Below are 23517 nucleotides of genomic sequence, written 5' to 3' on the forward strand. Positions count from 1 at the left end.
TTTGCATGAGCCGTTTGGTGGTTGTTCTCGTCGTACTGGGCATCGGTCTTGCACTGCTTATTCTCAACAATGACACCGGCCAAACCTTAGGAATTGAAAACGACCAGTTCGGCCGCCTGCTCTATTTGCTGCCGATAGCCGGACTTCTGTCGGTCGGCGTTCTCAATGCCAGCCGCGGCAACCTGCCGCTTGTACTGCGCCAGATCGCCATCTGGCTGGCCATCATTCTCGCACTGGTGTCCGGTTATCTTTACCGCGATGATTTCCGCCGGTTTGGCGAACGCCTGCTGGCCGGCCTGATGCCGGGCCGCGCCGTTGTGGTAACCACCAGCGAAGGCGGACAGGAAATCATTCTGCACAAATCGATGAATGGCCATTTTGAAGCCAATACGCAGGTCAACGGCATCGCGGTACATATGCTGGTGGACACCGGCGCAAGCTCGGTCGTGCTGTCAGCCAGTGATGCCCGCAAGATTGGCCTGCACCCGGAAAATCTGAATTATACCGTCACCGTCATGACGGCGAATGGGCGCACCACTGCCGCCCATGCCATGCTTTCTGAACTGTCGATCGGTCCGATTTCCCGCTCCAACATTCCGGCCCTTGTGGCAGGCGATGGTCAACTTGACCAAAGCCTGCTGGGCATGAGCTTCCTGTCTACCCTCGGCTCCCTGCAAATGCAGACCGATGAGCTGCGGCTTAGAGACTGGTAAACCGCAGAACCGGGCTGTCAGTTACGCAGCTTGTAGCCGGTGTGGAAAATCCAGCCGACAACCGCAAGGCAGGCCGACAGGAACAGCGTGATCATCACAAGGCTGATGACAGGGTTCACATCGGCAATCTCATAAAAACTCCAGCGGAAACCGCTGATGAGATAAAGCACAGGATTGAAGTGGCTGACCGTCTGCCAGAATGGCGGCAGCATATCGATGGAATAGAAACTGCCACCGAGGAATGTCAGCGGCGGCACCACCAGCATCGGAATAAGGTTCAGCTGTTCGAAGTTGGTGGCCCATATGCCAATGATGAAACCGAACAGGCTGAAACTGACCGCCGTCAGCACAAAGAACAGCACCATCATGCCGGGATGGGCAATCGATATGTCCACAAAGAATGATGCGGTGATCAGAATGATCGTCCCGATCATCAACCCCTTGGTGGCCGCCGCCCCCACATAACCGAGCAGAATTTCCACCATCGACACCGGAGCCGAGAGGATCTCATAGACCGTGCCGGTGAATTTCGGGAAATAGATACCAAAGGAACCGTTGCCAATACACTGGGTCAACAACGTCAGCATGATCAGGCCTGGCGTGATGAAGGCACCGTAGGAAACGCCACCAACCTCTTGAATCCGCGAACCGATCGCCGTTCCGAAAACGATGAAATAAAGGGATGTCGAAATGACTGGAGACACGACACTTTGCAGAAGCGTGCGGCGCGTCCGCGCCATTTCAAACAGATAGATGGATTTGACCGCTTCAAAATTCATTTCGCGTCCTCCAAAAGTGCCACGAATATATCTTCCAGAGAGCTTTGCCGTGTTGAGATATCGCGAAACTGGATGTTTTCGGCCGACAGCATCGACAGCAGGCCGGCAATACGCCCCTGCTCGCCATTGCCGTCATATTCATAGGTCAGGCAGGAGCCATCGGCAGACAGCAGCAGATTGAACGAACCAAGACTGTCGGGAATGAGTGTTATCGGCGTCGTCAGTTCAAGCGATAGCTGCTTTCGGCCAAGCTTGCGCATAAGTGCCGTCTTTTCTTCCACCAGCAACAACTCACCGCCATTGATGACACCAACCCGGTCGGCAATTTCTTCGGCCTCTTCAATATAGTGGGTGGTCAAAATGATGGTGACGCCATTGGCACGCAGCTTTTCCACCACCCGCCACATGTCACGGCGCAGCGCCACGTCGACACCTGCCGTCGGTTCATCCAGGAACAGCACCTTGGGTTCATGCGCCAGCGCCTTGGCAATCAGCACGCGACGCTTCATGCCACCGGAGAGTTCACGCAGCATGTTGTTGCGTTTTTCCCAGAGCGACAGCGATTTCAGGATGCTTTCAATCAGCTCCGGATTGCTTTTCTTGCCGTGCAAACCCCGTGAGAAGCTAACCGTGTTCCAGACCGTTTCAAACTGGTCGGTTGTCAGTTCCTGTGGCACGAGCCCAATCAGTTCGCGGGTCTTGCGAAACTCGCGCACCACGTCATGGCCCGCCACCAGAACCTGGCCATCGCCGGGGTTCACAAGGCCGCAAATAATGGAAATCAGCGTCGTTTTGCCGGCACCATTCGGCCCAAGCAGCGCCAGGATTTCACCTTCAATGATGTCGAGATTGACGCCCTTCAGCGCCTGAAACCCATTGGCATAGGTTTTCGTCAGGTTCCGGATCGAAACAATGGCATTCATGATGATTCTTTCGCAGAATAGATTGTCGATTGCCATATAGGGCTTCGCATCGCGCAAAACCACCCTGACACGAAATCATCGCATAGCGATCATCTCAACCATACACGCTGTAGAAAAACTGTGCCGCGACAACGACCAGAAACACGCCGAACGCGCGTTCCAGCTGCTTTTTGCTCAGCGCATGTGCCAGCCGCGCACCATAGGGTGCAACAATCAGCGTGATCGGGATCAGCAATGCCACCGCAATCCAGTTGATGTAACCGGTCGATAGAGGCGGCAGACCGGCAGCACCCCACCCCGCCCAGATGTAACCGGCAAGACCCGGCAGCGAAATCAGCACACCGACACCAGAAGATGTGGCAACGGCCTGATGGATGGAGCGACCATAGAGCGTCATGAAGGTGTTGTTGAGCACACCGCCACCAACACCCATCAGGCCTGAGAGAATGCCGATTGATGTGCCAACCAGAAACTTTGCCGGGTTTGGCGGCAGGTCATTGCCCAGATGCCAGCTTGAACGGTTGGCAATCATGCGGAAGGCAAGCACCAATGCGATACAGGCAAAGATCAGTCGAAGCGCGACACTGGACGCATAGGCAGCGATGGCAGAGGCAATCAGCGTGCCAAGCGGCACCGCGATAATCCAGCCTTTCAGCAGCGCGGTATCAACGGCACCTTTCTGCTTATGCGTCATGAATGAGCGAATGGATGTCGGAACGATGATGGCCAGCGACGTTCCCAGTGACAGATGCATGCGCACCGCCTCCGGCACATCCAGCAGGCCAAACACATGGTAAAACACCGGCACCAGAACCGCACCGCCGCCAATGCCGAACAAACCGGCCAGCAAACCGGCAACAACTCCTGCCGTGGCGAGGGCTGCGGCAAACATGGCAATCTCGGTGACAGGCGGCACGGTACTCTCCTGATATCTGGAATTTTGAAAAACTTGTTTTCAAGGAAACGGGGCAAGGACTGTCATCAATATGTGATGCTCTTACCGTATAGAACACCCGTCGCAAGCACACTGATCAGGCTTGCGGTACGACTACAAGGTTTCAGTACGAAAATATATTCGGTGGCGAATGTGTTTTGAATGTCGTCACGGATTATTGGTTTTATCATTTCAGCGGCAGCGACACCCCGCGTCACTGCCTCATCATGATGCCGGCCTCAGCGCCGGCATTTTTTTTATAACCTCGAAAGCATGTCGTTATCGCAAGATCGCAGCAAACTTCTGTACCGCATTACGTTAGTCGCAGTGGCGATAACCGGATTTGCGGGTGCGCAGATCAAAGTGGAAATGGTTCCAGTGGTCCTTGTCACTACCAGGCCCAAGCACCGTCGAGAAATATTTGCAGCTGTCGCTGCGGACAGCTTTCAACAGACCCTTTTCGCGGAAGGCAAAGAAGCCCTTTTTGCGAACATCGATTTCCTTGCCGTTCTTCAGCGTGATTGTGCCGATATCGATGGCATTGCCCTTGGCATGTTCAGACCACGGATTGCTGGCACGCGAATTCATCTTGCGGCAGGAGTAACCGCCCATCGGCGTAATGCGCCCGACACCGGACATGTAGCGGAAACGCGACGACGGCACGAGTTCGAACTTCACCCATTTGGCAAAGGCAAGTGTCACCTGGCAGTTGAGCTTGACAGCAGGTTTGATCGCCACACCGCTGGCGAGACCATTGAGCTCCAGCGGGTAATCGATACCACAGGTCGGGCCGTCGGCAATACGTGCCACATCGCGGAAGGACACACCCAGACGACGAAGCTCCGACCGGCAGGCCACTTCCGACTGCGGCATCATGGCGGGAGGTGCGGAAGAACGGTTTGACTGCGCCGGGTTTTGCGGCATCAATATCGCCACGTCCTGCACCGGCTGACCAGATGATTGCGGACGTGGAGACGCCGCTGCCCGCGATGGCATGCCCCAGCCGGCAGGCAGGACAGAACCGCTGGTCTGCACCGGATTGTCGGTGCCAATGCCGTCCACAACCAGCTGGTTGGTCATGCCTTCGGCCAGCTGATTATCGCCAATCTGGTTTTGCTGTTCTTCGGCAAGACCTGTAACCGGCTCTACGCCGAGCATCGCATCCATGTTAACGCCATCCTGCGACGCGCTCAGCACGCCAAGCGATCCATTGGCGGGATTTCCATTCGACGCCGAGGAGACACCCATGGCCTCTTCGCTATCGATGCGCGGCAAAGGCTGCTGCGTTGGCGCCGACATCAACTGCGGCTCACGATACGTGCCGTCATTCATGTGCATGGCCGAACCGGCAGAGGCGACACCATTGGCGGGATAAGCCTGCCGCGCAGGTTCACGGGATGGCTGAATCGCACCCACACGCGTGGTGCCGTCAATCGACGCAGGCGGCACCAGACCCTCTGCCGAGCAGGCCGTCAATACCGTCGATATCATGAGCAACGCCACTGGGCGGCGCGGAAGGGAAATAAACGCCATACGATAACCACTTCTGCGGCCGCACAATGCGGCAATCGCTAAAATATTAACGAAACGAGGTAAACGAAACCTTTCGACCCCGACCGTAAATCCACCCGGCATAATTTAGGACAAACAAAAAAGGCGGCAAAAGCCGCCTTTTTGCTGTGTCGAAACCAGTGTCAGGCGGCGCGCGACGTTGCGCCATAACGCTCCTGCTCAAGCACGAAACCTGATAGCAGCGAGCGCAATTCACGGCTTTCATTGGCCAACGTCTGGCTTGCAGCCGTGGTCTCCTCCACCATTGCCGCATTCTGCTGGGTCATCTGGTCCATGTGGTTGACGGACGTGTTGATCTCATGCAGGCCGGTTGCCTGTTCGCGGGCAGCAGTGGCAATGGTGTTGACATGTTCATCCACCCGGTTGACCAGTTTGACGATCTCTACCAACGCCTCACCGGTGGAACGCACCAGCGACACGCCGTTTTCAACTTCATTGGCAGAGCTGTTGATCAGCGTCTTGATTTCCTTGGCAGCATTTGCGGAACGCTGCGCAAGTTCACGCACTTCCTGGGCCACCACCGCAAAACCACGACCGGCCTCACCGGCACGTGCGGCTTCGACACCGGCATTCAGCGCCAGCAGATTGGTCTGGAAGGCAATCTCGTCGATAACGCTGATGATCTGGTTGATCTGGCGCGACGAGTCCTCGATGCGGCCCATAGCATCAACGGCATTGCGAACAATATCACCTGAGCGACCAGCACTCAGCTTGGTCTCACCCACCATGGTGCGCGCTTCATTGGCACGGTCCGATGCAGTGCGAACGGTGGCGGTGATTTCATCCAGCGCCGCAGCGGTTTCTTCCAGTGCGGCCGCCTGCTGTTCGGTACGACGCGACAGGTTGCCCGTTGCCTCATTGATGTCGCTTGCACTGTCACTGACCACGTGGCTGGTGCGCGAAATCGAAGAAATGACCTGATGCAGTGCACTGGACGCCTTGTTGAAATCAGCGCGTAGCTTCGCATATTCGACACCGATATCGCCGACATGCACAGTCAGATCACCATTGGAAAGACGCTCCAGCGCAGTACCGAGGGCGTCCATGGCATAGGCCTGTTTCTCCGACACCGAGCGCAGCGCCAACTCATTGCCCTGCCGTGCTTCTTCTATCTGCTTTTGCTGGGCCACTTCTCGTTGCTGCAAGGCGCTACGTTCATTGACGGAATCGCGCAGCACCAGCAAGGTTTTGGCCATGGAGCCAATCTCATTGGTGCGATCCAGGAACGGTACGTCGACAGCGCCATTGCCATCGGCAATGCTTGTCATCACGTCACGAACGCGCGCGATTGGTCCAGTCACACTGCGGACGATGAAATAGGCGCCAGCAGTGATGGCGGCTGAGCCGATGACGCAGATGGCAATATAAAGCTGGGCTTCCTTCCAGAAGATCGCAGCAAGGTCATCAACGTAAACGCCGGTGCCGATAACCCAGCCCCATGGCGTAAAGCCGGCCACATGTGAGAACTTCTCGACAGGATCAGGCGAACCCGGCTTTGGCCAGTAATAGTCGACAAAGCCCTGCCCGCTGGCCTGAACGGTTTTAACGAATTCCACGAACAGGAACTTGCCATTCGGGTCCTTGTCACCGGTCAGGTTCTTGCCATTCATTTCAGGCTTGATAGGGTGCATAACCATGGTCGGCACCATGTCATTGATCCAGAAGTAACCACTGCCCTTGCCGTAGCGCATTGTGGCAATCGTTGCCTTGGCCTGTTCCTGAGCGGCTTCACGGGTCAGAGCGCCGCTCTGCTCCATTTTGTAGTATTGCTCAAGAATAGCGATAGCGGTGTGGTTCAGGGATTCAAGTCCTGCCTTCCGCTCCCGCTCCATTCCGCGGTAACTTTCAAACAGGCTAAATGTTAAAGCAGCCGCCAGCAGCGTAAGAAACAAAGCGACAAGCATATAAAAGCGCATGGATATCGTTGTGTTTTTCATATGTCGGACCACTTGAATATATTTCGATAGATAAGTGATCATCCGGAAACATTTATTATGAATAAATTTAAATTAGACATAAGTAATGCGCTGCAGCCAAACAAACACAAAAATAAACACTGCAGAATGCAAGCAACTGTAAATATTAATACCGCAACGCACAAAAATGCAAATTATGACAGGTGATTTTTACCGACGTCAAAACCAGGTAATTGGTTCTCTAAGCGACCAGTAACCCACGATTAGTGGTTTGTTTCTGTGCCAGGCCGGCACAAAAGCCTGACCTGTCCTGGCATCTAAAGACCTCGTTAACGATCCGCGCTTACGATGACAGGACGTAACGATTGCAAGCAGACACGAGTAATAAAATGGCAAAGCCAAGCTTCCGCTTTACCCATTACGACCTGAAAGAACTCCGCGCGGGTTCGACAATTGAAGTGAGCCTTAACGGCGTCAACAATGTCCGGCTGATGACCGCTGTGAACTATCAGCGGTTTACCGAACTGCTTGATTTCAAGTATCTCGGCGGTGTCGCCAAGAAATCACCTGTTCGCATTGCCATTCCCGAAAGCGCGCACTGGCACCTGATCGTCGACATGGAAGGCCATGCCGCTCTGGCAGAATCCTCGGTCAAAATGCTGCCTGCCATACCCCAGCAGGTACAGCGCAAGGCTTCCTGATGATCTGCCTGCGGCTAAGTGATCTGCCCAGCACAAAAAGCTGCCGGAAGAGCCGCTCTTCATAAATTTAGCCTGTCCAGACATGTCGCGTCGAACGCACCATTGTTCGTTAATCACGCTGCTCACTCCGGTGGCGCTGGGTGGGACGTAGGATAAAGCGCATCTTGGAGGCCGGTTTACCCGACGTCCCACCTCACTCACCACTCGCCAGATGTCGATGGGAGCAAGCTTCACGAGATGACAACCATCACCATCACAAGGCATTGCGGCGTGTACAAAAGCCTCTATTCTGCAACGTGAAACGCTAACACATCGGGAGGTCGGCATGAAATTTATTCTGGCAGCCGCATATATCGGTTTGATCGTCACACCTGCCTACGCGGATCAAAATTGTGGCGACCTGACGGATCAGACGGCGATGAATGTGTGCGCACAGAAAGCCTTCGAAAAGTCAGATGGAGAGCTCAACAAACTCTACAAGCAGATACAAACCAGGCTGAAAGATGATGCGGACACGACAAAGCTGCTCGTGACAGCACAGCGTGCCTGGATTGCTTTTCGAGATGGCGAATGCAGCTTTTCAAGCTCCATGGTCGCACAGGGAACTGTCTATCCATTCGTTCAGAATTCATGTCTGGACGGACTGACGCAAAATCGGATCAAAGACCTCAACGGCTATCTGTCATGCGAAGAAGGCGACATGAGTTGCCCAGTCCCGGCCAAATAAGTAAACCCGGGCGATAGCACTATTCAAACGACATGCGTCGTGAGTGACATTATCGGTAAAGGCCCGGTTTGAGCATTATTCAGGCTTCTGACTTTTGCGCCTGCTCCAGAACTGCACCCGCTTTGAAAGCTCTCGCTCAAAGCCGCGCTCATTGGGCTGATAGAACTCAAGATTTTTATCGCTCAGTTCTGCCGGAAAGAATGACTGGCCGCTAAAAGCATCCGGGTAGTCATGGTCGTATTTATACCCCTCATGATACCCCAGCTCCTTCATCAGCTTTGTCGGGGCATTGAGGATGTTTTTGGGCGGAGGCACAGACCCGGTCTGCCGGGCAAGCGCCGTTGCCGCATCAAAGGCGCGGTACGCGGCATTGGATTTGGGAGCGGTCGCGACATAAACGATAGCTTGTGCCATGAACAGCCGTGCTTCGGGCCAGCCGATACGCTCAAAGGCTTCCCATGCGGTAATCACCTGCTGCAACGCTTGCGGATCCGCCAGACCGACATCTTCAGACGCCGCACAGGCCAGCCGCCGGAACAATACATTCGGGTCTTCACCACCCTCGATCATGCGTGCGGCCCAATAGAGCGCCGCATTCACATCGCTGCCACGCAGGCTTTTATGGAAGCAGCTCAACAGATTGTAGTGACCGTCATTGGCCTTGTCGTAGAGCGGCATTCTCTTTTGCAGAAGGGAAGCCAGATCGCTGCGCGACAGTGGTTGCCCCGCACCAGCCCGCAGAACCTCCTCGACCATGCCGATAAAATAACGACCATCACCATCAGCCAGATCGAAAAGGCTTTCCTTGGCCTCATCATCAAGCGGCAGCGGTTTGCCGATATGCGCTTCGGCCCGCTCAAGCAGACGCGACAACGCCTCCTTACCGAGCGGATTGAGGGTGAAGACACGGGCACGCGACAGCAACGCGCCCACCAGGCTAAAACTTGGGTTTTCTGTGGTGGCGCCCACCAGAATGATCAGGCCGCTCTCAACATGCGGCAACAGCGCATCCTGTGTTGAGCGATTGAAGCGATGAAGCTCATCGATGAACAGAATGGTTTGCCGACCGAGCGTGCGTTCTTTCTTGGCTTCCTCGAACACCTTGCGCAAATCCGCAACGCCGGACATGACAGCAGACAGCTGCACGAATTGCGCCTGCGCATCGGCGGCAACAATTCTGGCAATGGTGGTTTTACCAACGCCGGGAGGCCCCCACAAAATGAAGGATGACAGCACACCTGACTTGGCCATGCGGCCTATCGGACCGTCATCTGCCAACAGGTGATCCTGCCCGACAACTTCTGAAAGCGTGTTCGGACGCAAGGCTTCTGCAAGCGGTCGTGGCATTTCCCGATCAAAAAGCGACACCCGCACCTCCGAGACTGCATTCATAAGGACGGCGGCCGAAGCCGCCAGTTACTCAACAACAAATTATCATCTTAAGCCCCACCAGGGCAAAATCCCCTCTCCGCTTGGCCGAATGTATCCGGGTGGTGACGACCATAAATTCGTCACCGTTTGATAAGCGGAGAGGCATTTCTTTACCGCAGGAACTGCCGGATACGCTGGCCATCACGCATGACCTCAACGCGCCAGAAACCGGGGTTTTGATCCATCGCGTCGGCAAGCGTCTTGGTGGAGGTGATGTCATTGCCGTTGATGACCAGCACAACATCCTTTGGACGGAAACCGACGCGGGACGCCGGCGAACCGCGGGCCACATCCGTCACGACCACACCGGTCGTCTGGGTTGGCATGCGCAGCTCATCCGCCAGCTTGGGCGAAAGATTGGCAATCTTTGCGCCAGCAAACGGATTGCGGCCTTCAATGATACGCTCATCGCGCGGCTTTGTTTCCGGTGCGGTATCAAGCGCGATTTCAATGTCGCGGCTCTTGCCCTTGTCGATAACGGTCAGCTTGGCAGACTTGCCAATGCCGGCTGTCGTCAGGCGATACCCCAGTGCGTCAGGATGTTCGACAGCAATACCATCGACCGCAATCACCACCTGCCCCGGCTCAATGCCGGCCTTTTCTGCCGGACCATCCTTCACCACGCCAACCACCAGCGCACCACGGGCACGGTCGAGACCAAGCGCCTCAGCCACATCTGATGTTACCGGATCAAAGGTCGCGCCGACATAAGGACGCTGGAAGCTCTCGTCGCCCTTTTCAGCGGACGCCAGGAATACCCGCACGAGGTTGGCCGGAATGGCAAAACCGATACCGTTGGAGCCGCCACCACGCGAGAAGATCGCGGTGTTGATGCCGATCAGTTCGCCATTCATGTTCATCAGCGCACCACCGGAATTACCCGGATTGATAGAGGCATCCGTCTGGATGAAGAAACCGAAATCGCCCTGTACGACCTGATTGCGCGCCAGCGCCGAGACGATACCGCTGGTCACCGTCTGTCCGACGCCAAACGGGTTACCAATGGCCAGAACCAGATCACCCACCTCAACCGCATCCGAATTACCAAGGGACAAGGCCGGGAACTGTTCTTTCGAGTCAATCTTCAAAACTGCCAGATCAAGCCGGTCGTCTTTCAGGAGGATCTTAGAGGCAAACTCGCGGCCATCGGCCAGCGCAACCTTGATCTCGTCAGCACCTTCAATGACGTGGTTGTTGGTCACGACAAGGCCATTTCCGGCAAGGATGACGCCAGAACCGAGCGAAGACTGCTTTTCACTGCGGTTTGGCAATTGCTGGCCAAAAAACTGTTCAAAGAATGGGTCGCCGGCAAAGGGCGAGGCCCGCCGCTGCACCATGCGCTCGGCATAGACATTGACCACCGCGCCTGCGGTCTGCTTGACCAGCGGCGCAAAGGAAAGCTGCATTTGCGTATGACTGGAGGGCACCGTCTTGGTGTCTTGCGCATGAAGTGTGGCGGGAGCCAGCATAATAAGCGCAGTTGCCGTCAGACAGGCGCGTTTGAACATACGGTCCATTTGATTCCCTTGATGCTGTTTCAAAGTGGTTTTAATGCCTGAAATTAAAAACGAAAATAGGCGGAAACATGGAAAATAAGGCAGGCGCAGACAGCGTGATTTTCACACGCTATACGGCCTGGATGATACTTTCCATAAGACCGTGCAACTGGTCGCGGTAGCCGGTTCGGGCAGATGGCGCATCCTCGCGAGAGGTCATGACGACACTGAGCTTTCGTGACGGTACGATATATAACATCTGCCCACCAAAACCCCAGGCATAGATTGTCTTTTCACCCGCCATATCGCGCATGAACCAGCAGTAACCGTAGCCATCGCCATTGAACACGGAATTGGTCCGCTGCGTCCAGGACTGATCGATCCACCCCTGCGAAATCAGCCTGTCACCGGATGGTGTCACACCGCCATTACGGTACAGCTCACCAAAGGCCAGCAGCGAACGCGCCGTCATCGCCATCTGGTTTCCACCGAGATAGATGCCCTGCGGATCGCGGTCCCAGGCGCCGATCCTGAAATCATCAAGCGGCCGGAACCACTCTCGCGCCAGCGCCAGCGTGTTCTTACCCGAGGCCTTGGTCAGAATTGCAGACAGAAGATGCGTGGACCCGGTGGAGTACAACATGCCACCGCCGGGTTCACCATCGAACCCGGACCCAAGCGCAGTTCTTACCCAGTTGCGGCTGGCAACCCACCGGCCGTAATTGGGGCCAGACATACGCGCCAGACCGGACTGCATGGACAGCAGATTGCCAATCGTCACTTGCTCCAGCCTTGGATCGGGGTTTTGCGGAAACTCACTGCGCAACACACTGGCAATCGGCTGATCGGCACTTTCCAGCACCTTGCGATCAATCGCAATGCCGACCAGCGCCGAGACAACAGATTTGGATGCCGACTTGATGTTAACAGAACCGTTGAGGGCGTTGCCGTTATAGGCACGTTCGGCTACCCGTTTTCCATCAACGCTGACCAGAACGGTTTTTAACGTTGCAAGCTCCTGTGCCTGGCGAAGGACAGGGGCCAGACGGGCCGCTGTGGCAGGAGTGGCCAAGGGAGACGACGTCTCGCCAGAGGACTGTGCCCGCACGCTGTGTGCCAATGGGAGCGATGCGATCAATGCAAGAGCGGTTCTTCTTTTCATGGTCTTTATCTATGTCGCCAAAATCGCTGTAAAAGAGGCACCACAGCATGTCACTGAAACGTGACAGGATATTTTATCACATCACACTGCAATATCTCATGGTGTCCACCTCCCTGCACCGAATGAAAAACGCCGCTCCGGAGTGTCCAGAGCGGCGTTTAAAACTTGACGAAGGAACCAGATTTTATTCCGGCAGAATGCGCACGGCACCCTTGTCGGCGCTGGATGCGAAGGCGGCATAGGCCTTCAGCGCCGTGGTGACATTGCGCTTGCGCGGTGCGGCCGGCTTCCAGCCCAGCTTGTCCTGCTCGGCGCGACGTTCTGCCAGTTCCGACTCCGAGATCACCAGATTGATGGTGCGGCCCGGAATATCGATGGCAATGGTGTCGCCCTGACGCACCAACCCGATTGCACCACCCTGGCCGGCTTCTGGCGAAGCATGGCCAATGGACAGGCCAGAGGTGCCACCGGAGAAGCGACCATCGGTGATCAGCGCGCATGCCTTTCCGAGGCCCTTGGACTTCAGGTAGCTGGTTGGATAGAGCATTTCCTGCATGCCAGGACCGCCCTTTGGACCTTCGTAACGGATGACAACAACGTCGCCAGCCTTGACTTCATTGTTGAGAATGCCCTTTACCGCAGCATCCTGGCTTTCGAATACAACGGCCGGACCGGTGAATTTCAGGATGGATTCATCCACACCGGCGGTTTTGACGATGCAGCCTTTCAGCGCAATGTTACCGAACAGAACGGCCAGACCGCCATCCTTGGAGAATGGATGTTCGACATTGCGGATGATGCCGGTTTCGCCATCGGTATCCAGCTCATCCCAGCGCGAGGACTGGCTGAAAGCCACCTGTGTCGGAACGCCACCGGGAGCCGCCTTGAAGAACTGTCGAACGGTTTCGCTGTTGGTTCGGGTAATATCCCAACGATCGATTGCGTCGCCCAGCGTTGCCTCATGGACGGTCGGGCAATCACGGTTGATCAGACCACCACGGTCCAGCTCACCGAGAATACGCATGATGCCGCCAGCGCGGTGAACGTCTTCCATGTGCACGTCCTGCTTGGCAGGCGCCACCTTGGACAGGCAAGGAACCTTGCGCGACAGACGGTCAATGTCTTCCATGGTGAAATCGACGCCGCCTTCATAGGCAGCTGCCAGAATGTGCAGAACCGTATTGGTGGAACCACCCATGGCAATGTCCAGGGACATGGCGTTTTCAAACGCCTGCTTGCTGGCAATGGTGCGCGGCAGAACGGATGTATCGTCCTGCTCGTAATAACGGCGGGTGATGTCAACGATCAGATGACCAGCCTCAACGAACAGGCGCTTGCGGTCGGAGTGCGTGGCAAGCGTCGAGCCGTTACCAGGCAGTGACAGGCCAAGTGCCTCGGTCAGACAGTTCATGGAGTTGGCCGTGAACATGCCGGAGCACGAACCGCATGTCGGACAGGCGGCACGTTCGATCGCGCTGACTTCTTCATCCGAGATCTTGTCATCCGCTGCAGCAACCATGGCATCGACCAGATCAAGCGCAACGGTCTTGCCGTGTAGAACGACCTTGCCCGCTTCCATCGGACCGCCGGACACAAACACAACAGGAATGTTGAGGCGCATGGCGGCATTCAACATGCCGGGGGTGATCTTGTCGCAGTTGGAAATGCACACCATCGCGTCGGCACAGTGTGCATTGACCATGTATTCAACGGAATCAGCAATGATTTCGCGCGATGGCAGCGAATACAGCATACCATCGTGGCCCATGGCGATACCGTCATCCACGGCAATGGTGTTGAATTCCTTGGCAACACCGCCAGCCGCTTCAATTTCGCGCGCCACGAGCTGGCCGAGATCCTTCAGGTGTACGTGACCCGGCACGAACTGCGTAAACGAGTTGACCACGGCAATGATTGGCTTGCCGAAATCGCCGTCCTTCATTCCGGTCGCGCGCCACAGGCCGCGAGCACCGGCCATGTTACGGCCATGGGTTGTCGTTCTGGAACGGTAAGCAGGCATGGTGTTTTCCTCGATCTTCAAGCCTTGCGGGAAGCAAAACGCATAAGGAAGCGCAAAACTGCCCGACTTTTTGATAGTTCTCTAGCGCATCTCCACCGATGTGTCACTGTCACCTTTGTCAAATACAGTACGGTTCGGTACGGTACGCATATTTCTTTGGATCAGGTCGTTCCGCCTCAATCACGAATACGCGATGTACGCCCATTCGACCTATTTTTTGCATCGGCCGTGAAACATATCTTGTTTATGCAACGTAGTAGGCATCATAACATGAAATGGTGCCGGCAGGCTCGGCGCGGAGGAGATTAAAATGGCTGTTTACCGTCCACCCCATATTGCTGCACGTGATGTGACTCCGCGTGACGCCTACATGAACCGCCGCAAGTTTATGGGCGGTGCCGCAGGTCTTGCTTTCGCCGGAGGGGCCGCAGGCAGTGCCTTTGCCGCTCCCCTCACCGCAAAACCCGGCCCCTACAAGATCGATGAACAAGTAACACCGCTGGATGCCATCACCAGCTACAACAATTTCTACGAATTCGGCGTCGGCAAATCCGACCCGAAGGACTATTCCCAGCATTTCAAACCAACACCTTGGACAGTGAAAGTCGATGGTCTGGTTGGCAAGCCCAAGGAATTCGGCCTTGAAGAACTGATGAAACTTCAGCTGGAAGAGCGCACCTACCGCATGCGCTGTGTCGAGGGCTGGTCGATGGTGATTCCGTGGATCGGTTTTCAACTCTCCGCCTTGCTGGATCAGGTCGAGCCGCTGGGCAGCGCCAAATATGTCTCCTTCGAAACGGTCGTGCGGCCAGAAGAAATGCCGGGCCAGACCGGACTTTTCCAACCGCTGAAATGGCCCTATGTCGAAGGCTTGCGCCTTGATGAGGCCCGCCATCCGCTGACAATCCTTGCCGTTGGCCTCTACGGTGAAACCTTGCAAAACCAGAATGGTGCGCCCATTCGCCTGGTCGTGCCATGGAAATACGGCTTCAAGGGCATCAAATCCATCGTGCGCATATCACTTACTGAAACTCAGCCGGAAACCACGTGGAAAAATTCCAATGCCCGCGAATATGGTTTCTATTCCAACGTCAATCCAAACGTTGACCACCCCCGCTGGAGCCAGGCGAGCGAACAGCGCATTGGTGAAGGTGGTTTCTTTGGCACGCAGAACCGCCCAACACTGATGTTCAACGGATATGACGAGGTCGCAAGCCTCTATAGCGGCATGGACCTCAAGGCGAATTATTGACATGGCTGCCAAGCTGCCCATTCCAGCACTTCCACGCCGTTTCCATGCGGCCAGCATCTGGTTGCTCTACATCATCGGCCTCTGTCCGGCCGCCTGGTATTTCTACCTTGGTGCGAGCGGCCAACTTGGCCCCAACCCCGTCAAGGATTTCGAACACCTGCTTGGCATCTGGGCGCTGCGCTTTCTGATTGCCACGCTGGCCATCACCCCGTTGCGTGACTTTACAGGCATCAACTGGATACGTTACCGACGCGCCCTCGGCCTTCTGGCGTTCTATTATGTCGTCATGCATTTTGCCACTTACATGCTGCTCGACAAGCGGCTGGATATGCTGTCGATTTTTGCCGACATCGCGCGCAGGCCCTACATCACCATCGGCATGGCCTGTCTTGTGCTGCTAATTCCCCTGGCCGTGACATCCAACAACCTGTCGATCCGAAAGCTCGGCAAAAACTGGATCAGGCTGCACAAGCTTGTCTATCTGATCATTCTGGGTGGCGCCCTGCACTATTCGATGGCCGTCAAGTCCATCACGCTTGGGCCTTTCATCCACATGGCGCTGCCGGTTCTGCTGGTTGCCTACCGGCTGATGCGACCAAGGATCATGGCATGGAAGAAACGCAGCACCGTTGCCACAAGCCAGAAAGCCGTGCGGCAATGACTGCGGCAGCCACTATGCCGGTGATATAACAGGCAATATTCCACAGCGAGAATACCCGCCCCAGTAACAATGTGCCGACCGCAGTATCGCGGAAGGCATCAAGCGCCTGAAAGTGAACAAGGCGGACCAACTCCACAGCGATGGCCACACCAATGGCGATCATCGCCCTCTGACGCAGCGGATGATGGGCAAGCAATGTGGCGATCAGCAGATAGACCATGGAGCCCCACAGGATCGAGCCGCCATATTTCAGCACCACAAAGGGCAGACCGACGGTGTAGCCGAATTTGCGCAACGCCAGTCCGAGAATGATCACCAGACAAGCGCCCGAAAAATGCCCCACACGCACTGAATAAAACCGTGAAAACGGCGGCAAGGCCATGTCGATTCCCTCAAGGGTTGCTATAGCTTCTGAACGAAAAGATTGGCCGCAAACGGAAACAGCCTATGAGCACAGACACAACATGGACCGGTGGCCGGCTTTCCGCCTTTGATGGTTATCTCTGCGATACCCATCCTTGGGGCGAACTTAAAGGCATAAAACGTTTTATCGTCGAGTTTTTGTATTTCGGCATCAAGGAGGCACGCGCCTGCCTGTTTGCTGGCCTGTTTTTCCTGTCGATTTTTCTGGTGCCGAGAGACGGCCTGTTTGGCCTGCCACGTTATGACGTGCTGCTGGTCATCGCGCTTGCCATCCAGTTTTTCATGATCTGGAGCAAGTTGGAAACGCTGGATGAAGCAAAGGCCATCTTCCTGTTCCACATTGTCGGTTTTGCTCTGGAAGTTTTCAAGACATCGGGCAGCATCCAGTCTTGGTCCTATCCGGATTTTGCCTATAGCAAGCTGTTTGGCGTACCGCTGTTTTCCGGCTTCATGTATGCCGCTGTCGGCAGCTATATTATTCAGGCCTGGCGCCTGTTTGATATCCGCATCCGCCACCACCCCAGCTACTGGATGGCAACGCTCATCGGTTTGGCGATCTACGCCAACTTCTTCACCCACCATTATATCGGTGATTACAGGTGGTATATCGCGGCCTGTGCGCTCGGCCTTTATGCCCGTGCCACCGTCGTCTACCGCCCCTATGACCGCGACCGGCGCATGCCACTGCTTCTGGCCTTTGTGCTGATCGGCTTTTTTGTCTGGCTGGCGGAAAACATCTCGACCTTCTTCGGCATCTGGGCCTACCCCAACCAGCTTGGCGCTTGGTCCATGGTGCATCTTGGCAAATGGAGTTCGTGGTCATTGCTTGTCATCATGACCTTCACCATCGTTTCGCATCTCAAGCACATCAAGAGCCGCATTTCGGTGCCGGAATAGTTTATGCCTCCACAAGGAGACTTCTTGTTTTGAACGACCAAAGCAAAAACGAGACGGATGTCGCACATGAAGATTGCCGCAGCTCAGAGCATCATAACCTCTGACATCCGCGAAAATGGCCGCACCATCCGGGCGCTGATCGTACAGGCGGCGACGCAAGGCGCCCGCCTCATCAACTTCTGTGAAGGAGCATTGTCAGGTTACGCCAAGGCGCAAATCAGCTCACCCGAGAGCTGGCTAGATCTTGATTGGACCACGCATGACGCAGAGCTTGCGGCGATTGCCGAGACCTGCAAACGCCACAACATCTTTGCCGTGATCGGCTCAACCCATGCCCTGCCTGCACCACAGCCGCCACATAACAGCCAGTATATTCTCAGCGACACTGGAGACCTGATCGGTCGCTACGACAAACGTTTTCTCTCCAATACTGAATTGCAGGGTTGGTACACCCCGGGCATCCATCCTGTGACACTCGAGGTCGATGGTTACCGCTTCGGCTGTTTGACCTGCATCGAGGTCCAGTTCCCGGAATTATATATGGAGTACGAGCGCCTCGGCGTCGACGCGATCCTGTTTTCTTCCTACGGCATCAGAAGCTTCTTCCAGATTGCGCTGCGCGCCCATGCCGGTTTCAACTGCCTGTGGATCAGTGGCGCCACGCCGGCGCAAACCGCCCATGAAGGCCCAGCCGGCATTATCGGCCCTGATAGCAAGATCATCTCCCATTGCAGTGTAGAGACCAGCAATCAGCTGGCCTTCGCAACGCTGGACCGTAATGATCCGATCTTTGATGGAGCCTTGCAGAAGGCAAGACCTTGGCGGCGTCTGGCCCGACAGGGCGATATCTACCGGGACAAACGGATCGAGTCTTGAGACGCTGGGAATTCGCTGGCCTGCAGGATACCGCTCCGCCCGCGGGAAACTCTTCCAGAGAGACAACGCCCGGACAGAAAAAACACCAACCGAATACGAAAAAGTCCGGGTGATTGCTCACCCGGACTTTTATCAGTTTGACGTTTTAACGCGTCAGAACTTATGCAGCTTCTGCAGCTTCTGCTTCAGCAGCTACGCGAGCCTTGTCGGCTGCGCCCTTGGCGTTAACATCGCGTTCAACGAATTCAATAACTGCGAGAGCAGCATTGTCGCCCTGACGGAAGCCAGCCTTCATGATGCGCAGGTAGCCGCCGTTACGGTTTGCGTAACGAGCTGCGATTGCGTCGAACAGCTTGCGAACAGCGTCCTGATCCTTGATCTGCGAGAGAGCCTGACGACGAGCGTGCAGGTCGCCGCGCTTGCCGAGGGTTACCAGCTTCTCAACGATCGGGCGAATTTCTTTCGCCTTTGGCAGAGTGGTTACGATCTGCTCATGCGTGATGAGCGAAGCAGCCATGTTGGCAAACATTGCCTTGCGGTGGCTGGCAGTTCTATTGAGCTTGCGGCCTGAATTTCCGTGGCGCATTGCTATTCTCCTTTAATGCAGGTTCCTGATCTTCAGGCCTGCCGTTTCCTGGCACATGCAGACGACCTGTCTGCTGTTTGACGGGGAAAGGCAGTCTTTAAAGGGCCTGCCTCTGTCTGTATTAGTATTGGTCTTCGTAACGCTTTGCGAGATCTTCGATGTTCTCTGGTGGCCATGCCGGTACTTCCATACCGAGGTGCAGACCCATGGAAGCGAGAACTTCCTTGATTTCGTTCAGCGACTTGCGACCAAAGTTCGGAGTACGAAGCATTTCGGCTTCGGTCTTCTGGATCAGGTCGCCAATGTAGACGATGTTGTCGTTCTTCAGGCAGTTTGCCGAACGAACGGAAAGCTCCAGTTCGTCGACCTTCTTGAGAAGAGCCGGGTTGAACGCCAGTTCTGCAACGGATTCTTCTTCGGCTTCCTTCTGCGGTTCGTCGAAGTTGACGAATACGCCGAGCTGGTCCTGGAGAATACGAGCAGCAAAAGCAACTGCATCTTCACCGGAAACAGAGCCGTTAGTCTCGATGGACATAATCAGCTTGTCATAGTCGAGAACCTGACCTTCACGGGTGTTTTCCACCTTGTAGGACACTTTCTTCACCGGGGAGTAGAGGCTGTCCACGGGAATGAGGCCAATCGGGGCATCTTCCGCGCGGTTACGCTCTGCCGGTACATAACCCTTGCCGTTGTTGACGGTGAATTCCATGCGGATTTCAGCGCCTTCGTCGAGGGTGCAGATAACGTGTTCCGGGTTCAGGATTTCGATGTCGCCAACTGTCTGGATATCACCAGCAGTAACGGCACCTGGGCCCTGCTTACGCACAACCATGCGCTTGGAGTCGTCACCATCCATCTTGATGGCGATTTCCTTGATGTTCAGCACGATATCCGTCACGTCTTCCCGAACGCCGGGAATGGAGGAGAACTCGTGCAGAACGCCGTCAATCTGCACGGCCGTTACAGCAGCACCACGCAGAGAAGACAGCAAAACGCGGCGAAGCGCGTTACCAAGCGTAAGACCGAAACCACGCTCCAGAGGCTCGGCAACAAGCGTTGCCTTCGTGCGGCTCGAAGACGTGAACTCGACCTTGTTCGGCTTGATGAGTTCCTGCCAATTCTTCTGAATCATGTTTAAACCTTCCGTTCGCCGCCACCATCCAATCGTGGCGGTCCGAGCATGAACACTGAGAGGAACCGGGGTTCATCAGCGGGTTTGTCGCATAAAAGCCGGAAGACCGGAAGTTATGCGGTAAAACGCGAAAATTCCGCCTGACCAGAGGAAAGGCGGAACCACGAAGCAGCCTGCGTTAGACGCGGCGCTTCTTGCGCGGACGGCAACCGTTGTGCGGGATCGGCGTCACATCGCGGATAGAGGTAATCATGAAACCAGCAGCCTGCAGAGCGCGAAGAGCGGATTCACGACCAGAACCTGGACCGCAAACTTCGACTTCAAGCGACTTCATGCCGTGTTCCTGAGCCTTCTTGGCGCAGTCTTCAGCAGCGATCTGGGCGGCAAACGGCGTAGACTTACGCGAACCCTTGAAACCCTTTGCACCAGCAGACGACCAGGCAATTGCGTTGCCCTGTGCGTCAGTGATGGTGATCATGGTGTTGTTGAACGTGGAATTTACGTGAGCAACACCAGAGGTGATGTTTTTACGTTCGCGACGCCGAACGCGTGTGGCTTCCTTTGCCATAGTATCCCTTTCATTGATCTCTTCACCGCCGTAACACCAGCGGCTACACCGGCACCGAGCCGTTCAAGGCCCTTCGCCAAATTCAAAGAGGCCGGCGCGTGCACCAGCCTCCCCACCCCGGCTTCCCGGAAATTACTTCTTCTTACCTGCGATCGCCTTCGCTGGACCCTTACGGGTACGAGCGTTGGTGTGGGTGCGCTGACCGCGGACCGGAAGGCCACGACGGTGACGCAGACCACGGTAGCAGCCGAGGTCCATCAGACGCTTGATGTTCATCGAGGTATCGCGGCGAAGATCGCCTTCTACCTGATAATCACGGTCGATGGTTTCGCGGATCTGAAGAACTTCAGCATCCGTCAGCTGATGAACGCGCTTTTCAGCCGGCAAGCCGACCTTGTCCATGATTTCCTGCGCGAATTTTGGACCAATCCCGTGAATGTAGGTCAGCGCGATAACAACGCGCTTCGCAGTCGGGATGTTGACGCCAGCGATACGTGCCACGTCTATTCTCCTTGCGTTCCAGTTGCCATCCGGCAAGTGGTGCTTCCATTAGAGCGGTAACAAGACCGCCAGTTCAAATTAATATCCGCCGCAAGCCGAAACGACTGCACCCGGATCTCCCTTGGGAAATCCGCGCCAGTCGCTGGATTGTCGCGAGTTGGCGCGGTGTTTAGCGGAATCAGCGCGAAAAAGCAACCGGCTCCGCCAAGATTCTTTAGCGATCCAGAAGAACGCAAAACTCAAGCAGTTGCTTTCTCAAGCACGTGTTCGATCTCTGCAGTCACAGAATCGACGCCTGCCATCCCGTCAAGCGTCACCAACTGTCCCTGTTCGCTGTAATATTGCGACAGGGGAGCCGTCTTTTCATGGTATTCAACCATGCGCTTGCGGAAAGTTTCCGGATTATCATCAGGACGAACCTTACCACCGGCAGCAATGGTTTCAGCCACGCGGTTTTCGATTCGGCGAATCAGGGCTTCCTCATCCACCTTCAACTCGATGACAGCATCAAGTCTCAGGCTCTTCGCCTGCATGTTCTCTGCCAAAGCCTTGGCTTGAGGAACAGTGCGCGGATATCCGTCGAGGATGAAGCCCTTCGCACAGTCAGGCTCCACGATACGGTCCGACACGATCTGGTTGACGATATCGTCAGACACCAGACCACCGGCATCCATAACAGCCTTTGCACGTATGCCGACTTCAGTACCGGCGCTCACAGCCGCTCTCAACATGTCCCCCGTTGAAAGCTGCGGAATACCGTATTTGTCCGTCAAACGCTTGGCTTGGGTTCCTTTACCAGCACCTGGTGGTCCCAGAAATATCAGTCTCATCGTCCCCTCTTTCCTCCACGCAATTTAGATTTCTTGATCAGCCCTTCATACTGCTGGGCAATCAGGTGTCCCTGGATCTGGGCAACAGTATCTAGGGTTACACTGACAACGATCAAAAGCGAAGTACCACCAAGGGCTAATGGGATACCTGTCCGAGCAATAAGTGTCTCAGGAAGGATACACACGAACACAAGATAAACAGCGCCGATGACGGTGATGCGTGTCAGAACATGGTCAATATACTCGGCTGTGCGTTCACCTGGGCGAATGCCCGGAATGAAGCCGCCGTGCTTTTTCAGATTGTCAGCCGTATCCTTCGGATTGAAAACAATCGCGGTGTAGAAGAATGCGAAGAAGGCAATCAGCAGACCATAAAACAGCATGAACAATGGCTGACCGTGCTGCAGCGACGCAATGATCGTTGTCGCCCAGTTCGGCAGATTGCCGTTACCGGCAAAACCGGCAGCCGTCGCTGGCAAAAGCAGCAGCGAAGAAGCGAAGATCGCAGGGATAACACCGGCAGTGTTCAGCTTCAGTGGCAGGTGCGATGTATCACCCTGGAACATGCGGTTGCCAACCTGACGCTTCGGATACTGGATCAGAAGACGACGCTGTGCACGTTCCACGAACACGATCAGCGCAATAACGCCAATAGCCACCACGACCACAGCCAGAATAAGCGGTGTGGACAGAGCGCCTGTACGGCCCAGTTCCAGCGTACCGGCAAGAGCTGTCGGCAGACCGGCAGCAATACCGGCAAAAATGATCAGGGAAATACCGTTACCAATACCACGCGAGGTGATCTGTTCACCCAGCCACATCAGGAACATTGTACCGCCGAGCAGCGTAATGACGGTAGAAATGCGGAAGAACCAGCCCGGATCGATCACAAGGCCGCTCCCGCTTTCCAGACCAACGGCAATGCCGTAGGCCTGCAGGGTGCCGAGCAGCACAGTGCCGTAACGGGTGTACTGGTTGATGATCTTGCGACCAGCCTCCCCTTCTTTCTTCAGCGCTTCAAGCGACGGCACAACGGACGTCATAAGCTGCACGATGATCGAAGCAGAGATGTAAGGCATGATGCCGAGCGCGAAAATCGCCATGCGCTCTACAGCGCCGCCCGCAAACATGTTGAAAAGACCCAGGATACCGCCCGCTTGACCGCGGAATGCCTGTGCATAGGCCTCTGGGTTAAGACCCGGAAGCGGAATATGCGTACCAAGACGGTATACGAGAAGTGCTGCGAGGGTGAACCACAATCTCTTTTTCAGATCTTCCGCTTTCGCGAAAGTTGAAAAATTCAGGTTTGAGGCCAGTTGTTCCGCTGCTGAAGCCATAAAATTCTCCGCGCGACCCTTGCCAGCAGCCCGAAACCGGCAGTTCCGGAAAAGGTCAAAAAGATACTGGTTCAAAAACC

General features: G+C 55.4%; 23 protein-coding genes. 7 read left to right on the forward strand and 16 right to left on the reverse strand.

Annotation, left to right across the window (positions count from 1 at the left end; all coding sequences use genetic code 11):
• The first annotated feature begins 5 nt into the window (after positions 1–5).
• Positions 6–713, forward strand: a complete 708-nt coding sequence (locus PYL13_RS12150; RefSeq protein ID WP_275641539.1) for a TIGR02281 family clan AA aspartic protease — start codon at positions 6–8, stop codon at positions 711–713.
• A gap of 17 nt (positions 714–730) precedes the next feature.
• On the opposite strand, the gene PYL13_RS12155 is transcribed toward PYL13_RS12150, so the two are convergent.
• From PYL13_RS12155 to PYL13_RS12175, 5 genes are all read right to left on the reverse strand, one after another.
• Positions 731–1492, reverse strand: a complete 762-nt coding sequence (locus PYL13_RS12155; protein ID WP_250981763.1) for an ABC transporter permease — start codon at positions 1490–1492, stop codon at positions 731–733.
• On the reverse strand, positions 1489–2415 hold the full coding sequence (locus PYL13_RS12160; RefSeq protein WP_275641540.1) for an ABC transporter ATP-binding protein: 927 nt from the start codon (positions 2413–2415) through the stop codon (positions 1489–1491). The genes PYL13_RS12155 and PYL13_RS12160 overlap by 4 nt, the downstream gene beginning before the upstream one ends.
• A gap of 94 nt (positions 2416–2509) precedes the next feature.
• Entirely contained in the window at positions 2510–3331 is an 822-nt protein-coding gene (locus tag PYL13_RS12165) for a sulfite exporter TauE/SafE family protein (RefSeq protein ID WP_192488665.1), read from the reverse strand.
• Positions 3332–3667: 336 nt separating this feature from the next.
• Complete coding sequence (locus PYL13_RS12170; RefSeq protein ID WP_275641541.1) at positions 3668–4882, reverse strand: extensin-like domain-containing protein; 1215 nt, start codon at positions 4880–4882, stop codon at positions 3668–3670.
• Between the two features lie 161 nt (positions 4883–5043).
• A complete protein-coding gene (locus tag PYL13_RS12175) occupies positions 5044–6858 on the reverse strand; it encodes a methyl-accepting chemotaxis protein (RefSeq protein WP_275641542.1) in 1815 nt (604 codons plus the stop codon).
• A 368-nt stretch (positions 6859–7226) separates the two neighbouring features.
• Between PYL13_RS12175 and PYL13_RS12180 the strand changes: the two genes are divergently transcribed.
• Together PYL13_RS12180 and PYL13_RS12185 are read left to right on the forward strand one after the other, a co-directional pair.
• Positions 7227–7538 carry a DUF1883 domain-containing protein gene (locus tag PYL13_RS12180; RefSeq protein ID WP_192488662.1) on the forward strand — a complete coding sequence of 104 codons (312 nt, stop codon included), beginning with the start codon at positions 7227–7229 and terminating at the stop codon, positions 7536–7538.
• A gap of 325 nt (positions 7539–7863) precedes the next feature.
• The gene (locus tag PYL13_RS12185; protein ID WP_250981766.1) at positions 7864–8265 is read left to right on the forward strand and encodes a lysozyme inhibitor LprI family protein; all 402 of its coding nucleotides are present in this window, start codon (positions 7864–7866) and stop codon (positions 8263–8265) included.
• Positions 8266–8340: 75 nt separating this feature from the next.
• Here PYL13_RS12185 and PYL13_RS12190 read toward each other — a convergent pair whose 3' ends face one another.
• The 4 genes from PYL13_RS12190 to ilvD all read right to left on the reverse strand — a co-directional run bounded on the left by PYL13_RS12190 (position 8341) and on the right by ilvD (position 14374).
• The gene (locus PYL13_RS12190) at positions 8341–9612 is read right to left on the reverse strand and encodes a replication-associated recombination protein A (RefSeq protein ID WP_409515562.1); all 1272 of its coding nucleotides are present in this window, start codon (positions 9610–9612) and stop codon (positions 8341–8343) included.
• A 194-nt stretch (positions 9613–9806) separates the two neighbouring features.
• Positions 9807–11213: a DegQ family serine endoprotease gene (locus PYL13_RS12195; protein ID WP_275641544.1), complete on the reverse strand. Its 1407-nt coding sequence runs from the start codon at positions 11211–11213 to the stop codon at positions 9807–9809.
• A 109-nt stretch (positions 11214–11322) separates the two neighbouring features.
• Positions 11323–12354 carry a serine hydrolase domain-containing protein gene (locus tag PYL13_RS12200; protein ID WP_275641545.1) on the reverse strand — a complete coding sequence of 344 codons (1032 nt, stop codon included), beginning with the start codon at positions 12352–12354 and terminating at the stop codon, positions 11323–11325.
• 184 nt (positions 12355–12538) lie between these two features.
• Positions 12539–14374, reverse strand: coding sequence for a dihydroxy-acid dehydratase (gene ilvD, locus PYL13_RS12205; RefSeq protein WP_192488657.1), 1836 nt, complete (start codon positions 14372–14374; stop codon positions 12539–12541).
• Positions 14375–14684: 310 nt separating this feature from the next.
• On the opposite strand from ilvD, the gene msrP reads away from it, so the two are divergent.
• Together msrP and msrQ are read left to right on the forward strand one after the other, a co-directional pair.
• The gene (gene msrP / locus PYL13_RS12210) at positions 14685–15626 is read left to right on the forward strand and encodes a protein-methionine-sulfoxide reductase catalytic subunit MsrP (RefSeq protein ID WP_275641546.1); all 942 of its coding nucleotides are present in this window, start codon (positions 14685–14687) and stop codon (positions 15624–15626) included.
• 1 nt (position 15627) lies between these two features.
• On the forward strand, positions 15628–16287 hold the full coding sequence (msrQ, locus tag PYL13_RS12215) for a protein-methionine-sulfoxide reductase heme-binding subunit MsrQ (protein ID WP_192488655.1): 660 nt from the start codon (positions 15628–15630) through the stop codon (positions 16285–16287).
• On the opposite strand, the gene PYL13_RS12220 is transcribed toward msrQ, so the two are convergent.
• Positions 16229–16669: a ribosomal maturation YjgA family protein gene (locus tag PYL13_RS12220; RefSeq protein WP_275641547.1), complete on the reverse strand. Its 441-nt coding sequence runs from the start codon at positions 16667–16669 to the stop codon at positions 16229–16231. The genes msrQ and PYL13_RS12220 overlap by 59 nt on opposite strands.
• 65 nt (positions 16670–16734) lie before the next feature.
• Here PYL13_RS12220 and PYL13_RS12225 point away from each other — a divergent pair, with 65 nt between their 5' ends.
• Positions 16735–17607, forward strand: a complete 873-nt coding sequence (locus PYL13_RS12225; protein ID WP_275641548.1) for a DUF817 domain-containing protein — start codon at positions 16735–16737, stop codon at positions 17605–17607.
• Positions 17608–17673: 66 nt separating this feature from the next.
• Positions 17674–18483, forward strand: a complete 810-nt coding sequence (locus PYL13_RS12230) for a carbon-nitrogen hydrolase family protein (protein WP_275641549.1) — start codon at positions 17674–17676, stop codon at positions 18481–18483.
• Positions 18484–18643: 160 nt separating this feature from the next.
• On the opposite strand, the gene rplQ is transcribed toward PYL13_RS12230, so the two are convergent.
• The 6 genes from rplQ to secY form a co-directional block, all read right to left on the reverse strand.
• The gene (rplQ, locus tag PYL13_RS12235; RefSeq protein WP_192488651.1) at positions 18644–19069 is read right to left on the reverse strand and encodes a 50S ribosomal protein L17; all 426 of its coding nucleotides are present in this window, start codon (positions 19067–19069) and stop codon (positions 18644–18646) included.
• A 121-nt stretch (positions 19070–19190) separates the two neighbouring features.
• The gene (locus PYL13_RS12240; protein WP_192488650.1) at positions 19191–20201 is read right to left on the reverse strand and encodes a DNA-directed RNA polymerase subunit alpha; all 1011 of its coding nucleotides are present in this window, start codon (positions 20199–20201) and stop codon (positions 19191–19193) included.
• A gap of 178 nt (positions 20202–20379) precedes the next feature.
• A complete protein-coding gene (rpsK, locus tag PYL13_RS12245; protein WP_007766864.1) occupies positions 20380–20769 on the reverse strand; it encodes a 30S ribosomal protein S11 in 390 nt (129 codons plus the stop codon).
• Between the two features lie 132 nt (positions 20770–20901).
• On the reverse strand, positions 20902–21270 hold the full coding sequence (gene rpsM, locus PYL13_RS12250; protein ID WP_192488649.1) for a 30S ribosomal protein S13: 369 nt from the start codon (positions 21268–21270) through the stop codon (positions 20902–20904).
• A gap of 239 nt (positions 21271–21509) precedes the next feature.
• Entirely contained in the window at positions 21510–22100 is a 591-nt protein-coding gene (locus PYL13_RS12255; protein WP_275641550.1) for an adenylate kinase, read from the reverse strand.
• Entirely contained in the window at positions 22097–23437 is a 1341-nt protein-coding gene (gene secY, locus PYL13_RS12260; protein ID WP_192488647.1) for a preprotein translocase subunit SecY, read from the reverse strand. The genes PYL13_RS12255 and secY overlap by 4 nt, the downstream gene beginning before the upstream one ends.
• Between the last annotated feature and the right edge of the window lie 80 nt (positions 23438–23517).

Source organism: Agrobacterium sp. Azo12, assembly GCF_029193765.2.
In the GTDB taxonomy this organism is placed as follows: Bacteria; Pseudomonadota; Alphaproteobacteria; order Rhizobiales; family Rhizobiaceae; genus Agrobacterium.

Coding starts and splice junctions, on each gene's coding strand:
- PYL13_RS12175 (WP_275641542.1), bottom strand. CDS start 6,858: ATGAAAAACACAACGATATCCATGCGCTTTTATATGCTTGTCGCTTTG.
- PYL13_RS12150 (WP_275641539.1), top strand. CDS start 6: ATGAGCCGTTTGGTGGTTGTTCTCGTCGTACTGGGCATCGGTCTTGCA.
- PYL13_RS12180 (WP_192488662.1), top strand. CDS start 7,227: ATGGCAAAGCCAAGCTTCCGCTTTACCCATTACGACCTGAAAGAACTC.
- PYL13_RS12155 (WP_250981763.1), bottom strand. CDS start 1,492: ATGAATTTTGAAGCGGTCAAATCCATCTATCTGTTTGAAATGGCGCGG.
- PYL13_RS12170 (WP_275641541.1), bottom strand. CDS start 4,882: ATGGCGTTTATTTCCCTTCCGCGCCGCCCAGTGGCGTTGCTCATGATA.
- PYL13_RS12195 (WP_275641544.1), bottom strand. CDS start 11,213: ATGGACCGTATGTTCAAACGCGCCTGTCTGACGGCAACTGCGCTTATT.
- PYL13_RS12230 (WP_275641549.1), top strand. CDS start 17,674: ATGAAGATTGCCGCAGCTCAGAGCATCATAACCTCTGACATCCGCGAA.
- secY (WP_192488647.1), bottom strand. CDS start 23,437: ATGGCTTCAGCAGCGGAACAACTGGCCTCAAACCTGAATTTTTCAACT.
- rplQ (WP_192488651.1), bottom strand. CDS start 19,069: ATGCGCCACGGAAATTCAGGCCGCAAGCTCAATAGAACTGCCAGCCAC.
- PYL13_RS12255 (WP_275641550.1), bottom strand. CDS start 22,100: ATGAGACTGATATTTCTGGGACCACCAGGTGCTGGTAAAGGAACCCAA.
- ilvD (WP_192488657.1), bottom strand. CDS start 14,374: ATGCCTGCTTACCGTTCCAGAACGACAACCCATGGCCGTAACATGGCC.
- PYL13_RS12220 (WP_275641547.1), bottom strand. CDS start 16,669: ATGGCCTTGCCGCCGTTTTCACGGTTTTATTCAGTGCGTGTGGGGCAT.
- msrQ (WP_192488655.1), top strand. CDS start 15,628: ATGGCTGCCAAGCTGCCCATTCCAGCACTTCCACGCCGTTTCCATGCG.
- PYL13_RS12225 (WP_275641548.1), top strand. CDS start 16,735: ATGAGCACAGACACAACATGGACCGGTGGCCGGCTTTCCGCCTTTGAT.
- PYL13_RS12160 (WP_275641540.1), bottom strand. CDS start 2,415: ATGAATGCCATTGTTTCGATCCGGAACCTGACGAAAACCTATGCCAAT.
- PYL13_RS12240 (WP_192488650.1), bottom strand. CDS start 20,201: ATGATTCAGAAGAATTGGCAGGAACTCATCAAGCCGAACAAGGTCGAG.
- PYL13_RS12190 (WP_409515562.1), bottom strand. CDS start 9,612: ATGCCACGACCGCTTGCAGAAGCCTTGCGTCCGAACACGCTTTCAGAA.
- PYL13_RS12200 (WP_275641545.1), bottom strand. CDS start 12,354: ATGAAAAGAAGAACCGCTCTTGCATTGATCGCATCGCTCCCATTGGCA.
- msrP (WP_275641546.1), top strand. CDS start 14,685: ATGGCTGTTTACCGTCCACCCCATATTGCTGCACGTGATGTGACTCCG.
- PYL13_RS12185 (WP_250981766.1), top strand. CDS start 7,864: ATGAAATTTATTCTGGCAGCCGCATATATCGGTTTGATCGTCACACCT.
- rpsK (WP_007766864.1), bottom strand. CDS start 20,769: ATGGCAAAGGAAGCCACACGCGTTCGGCGTCGCGAACGTAAAAACATC.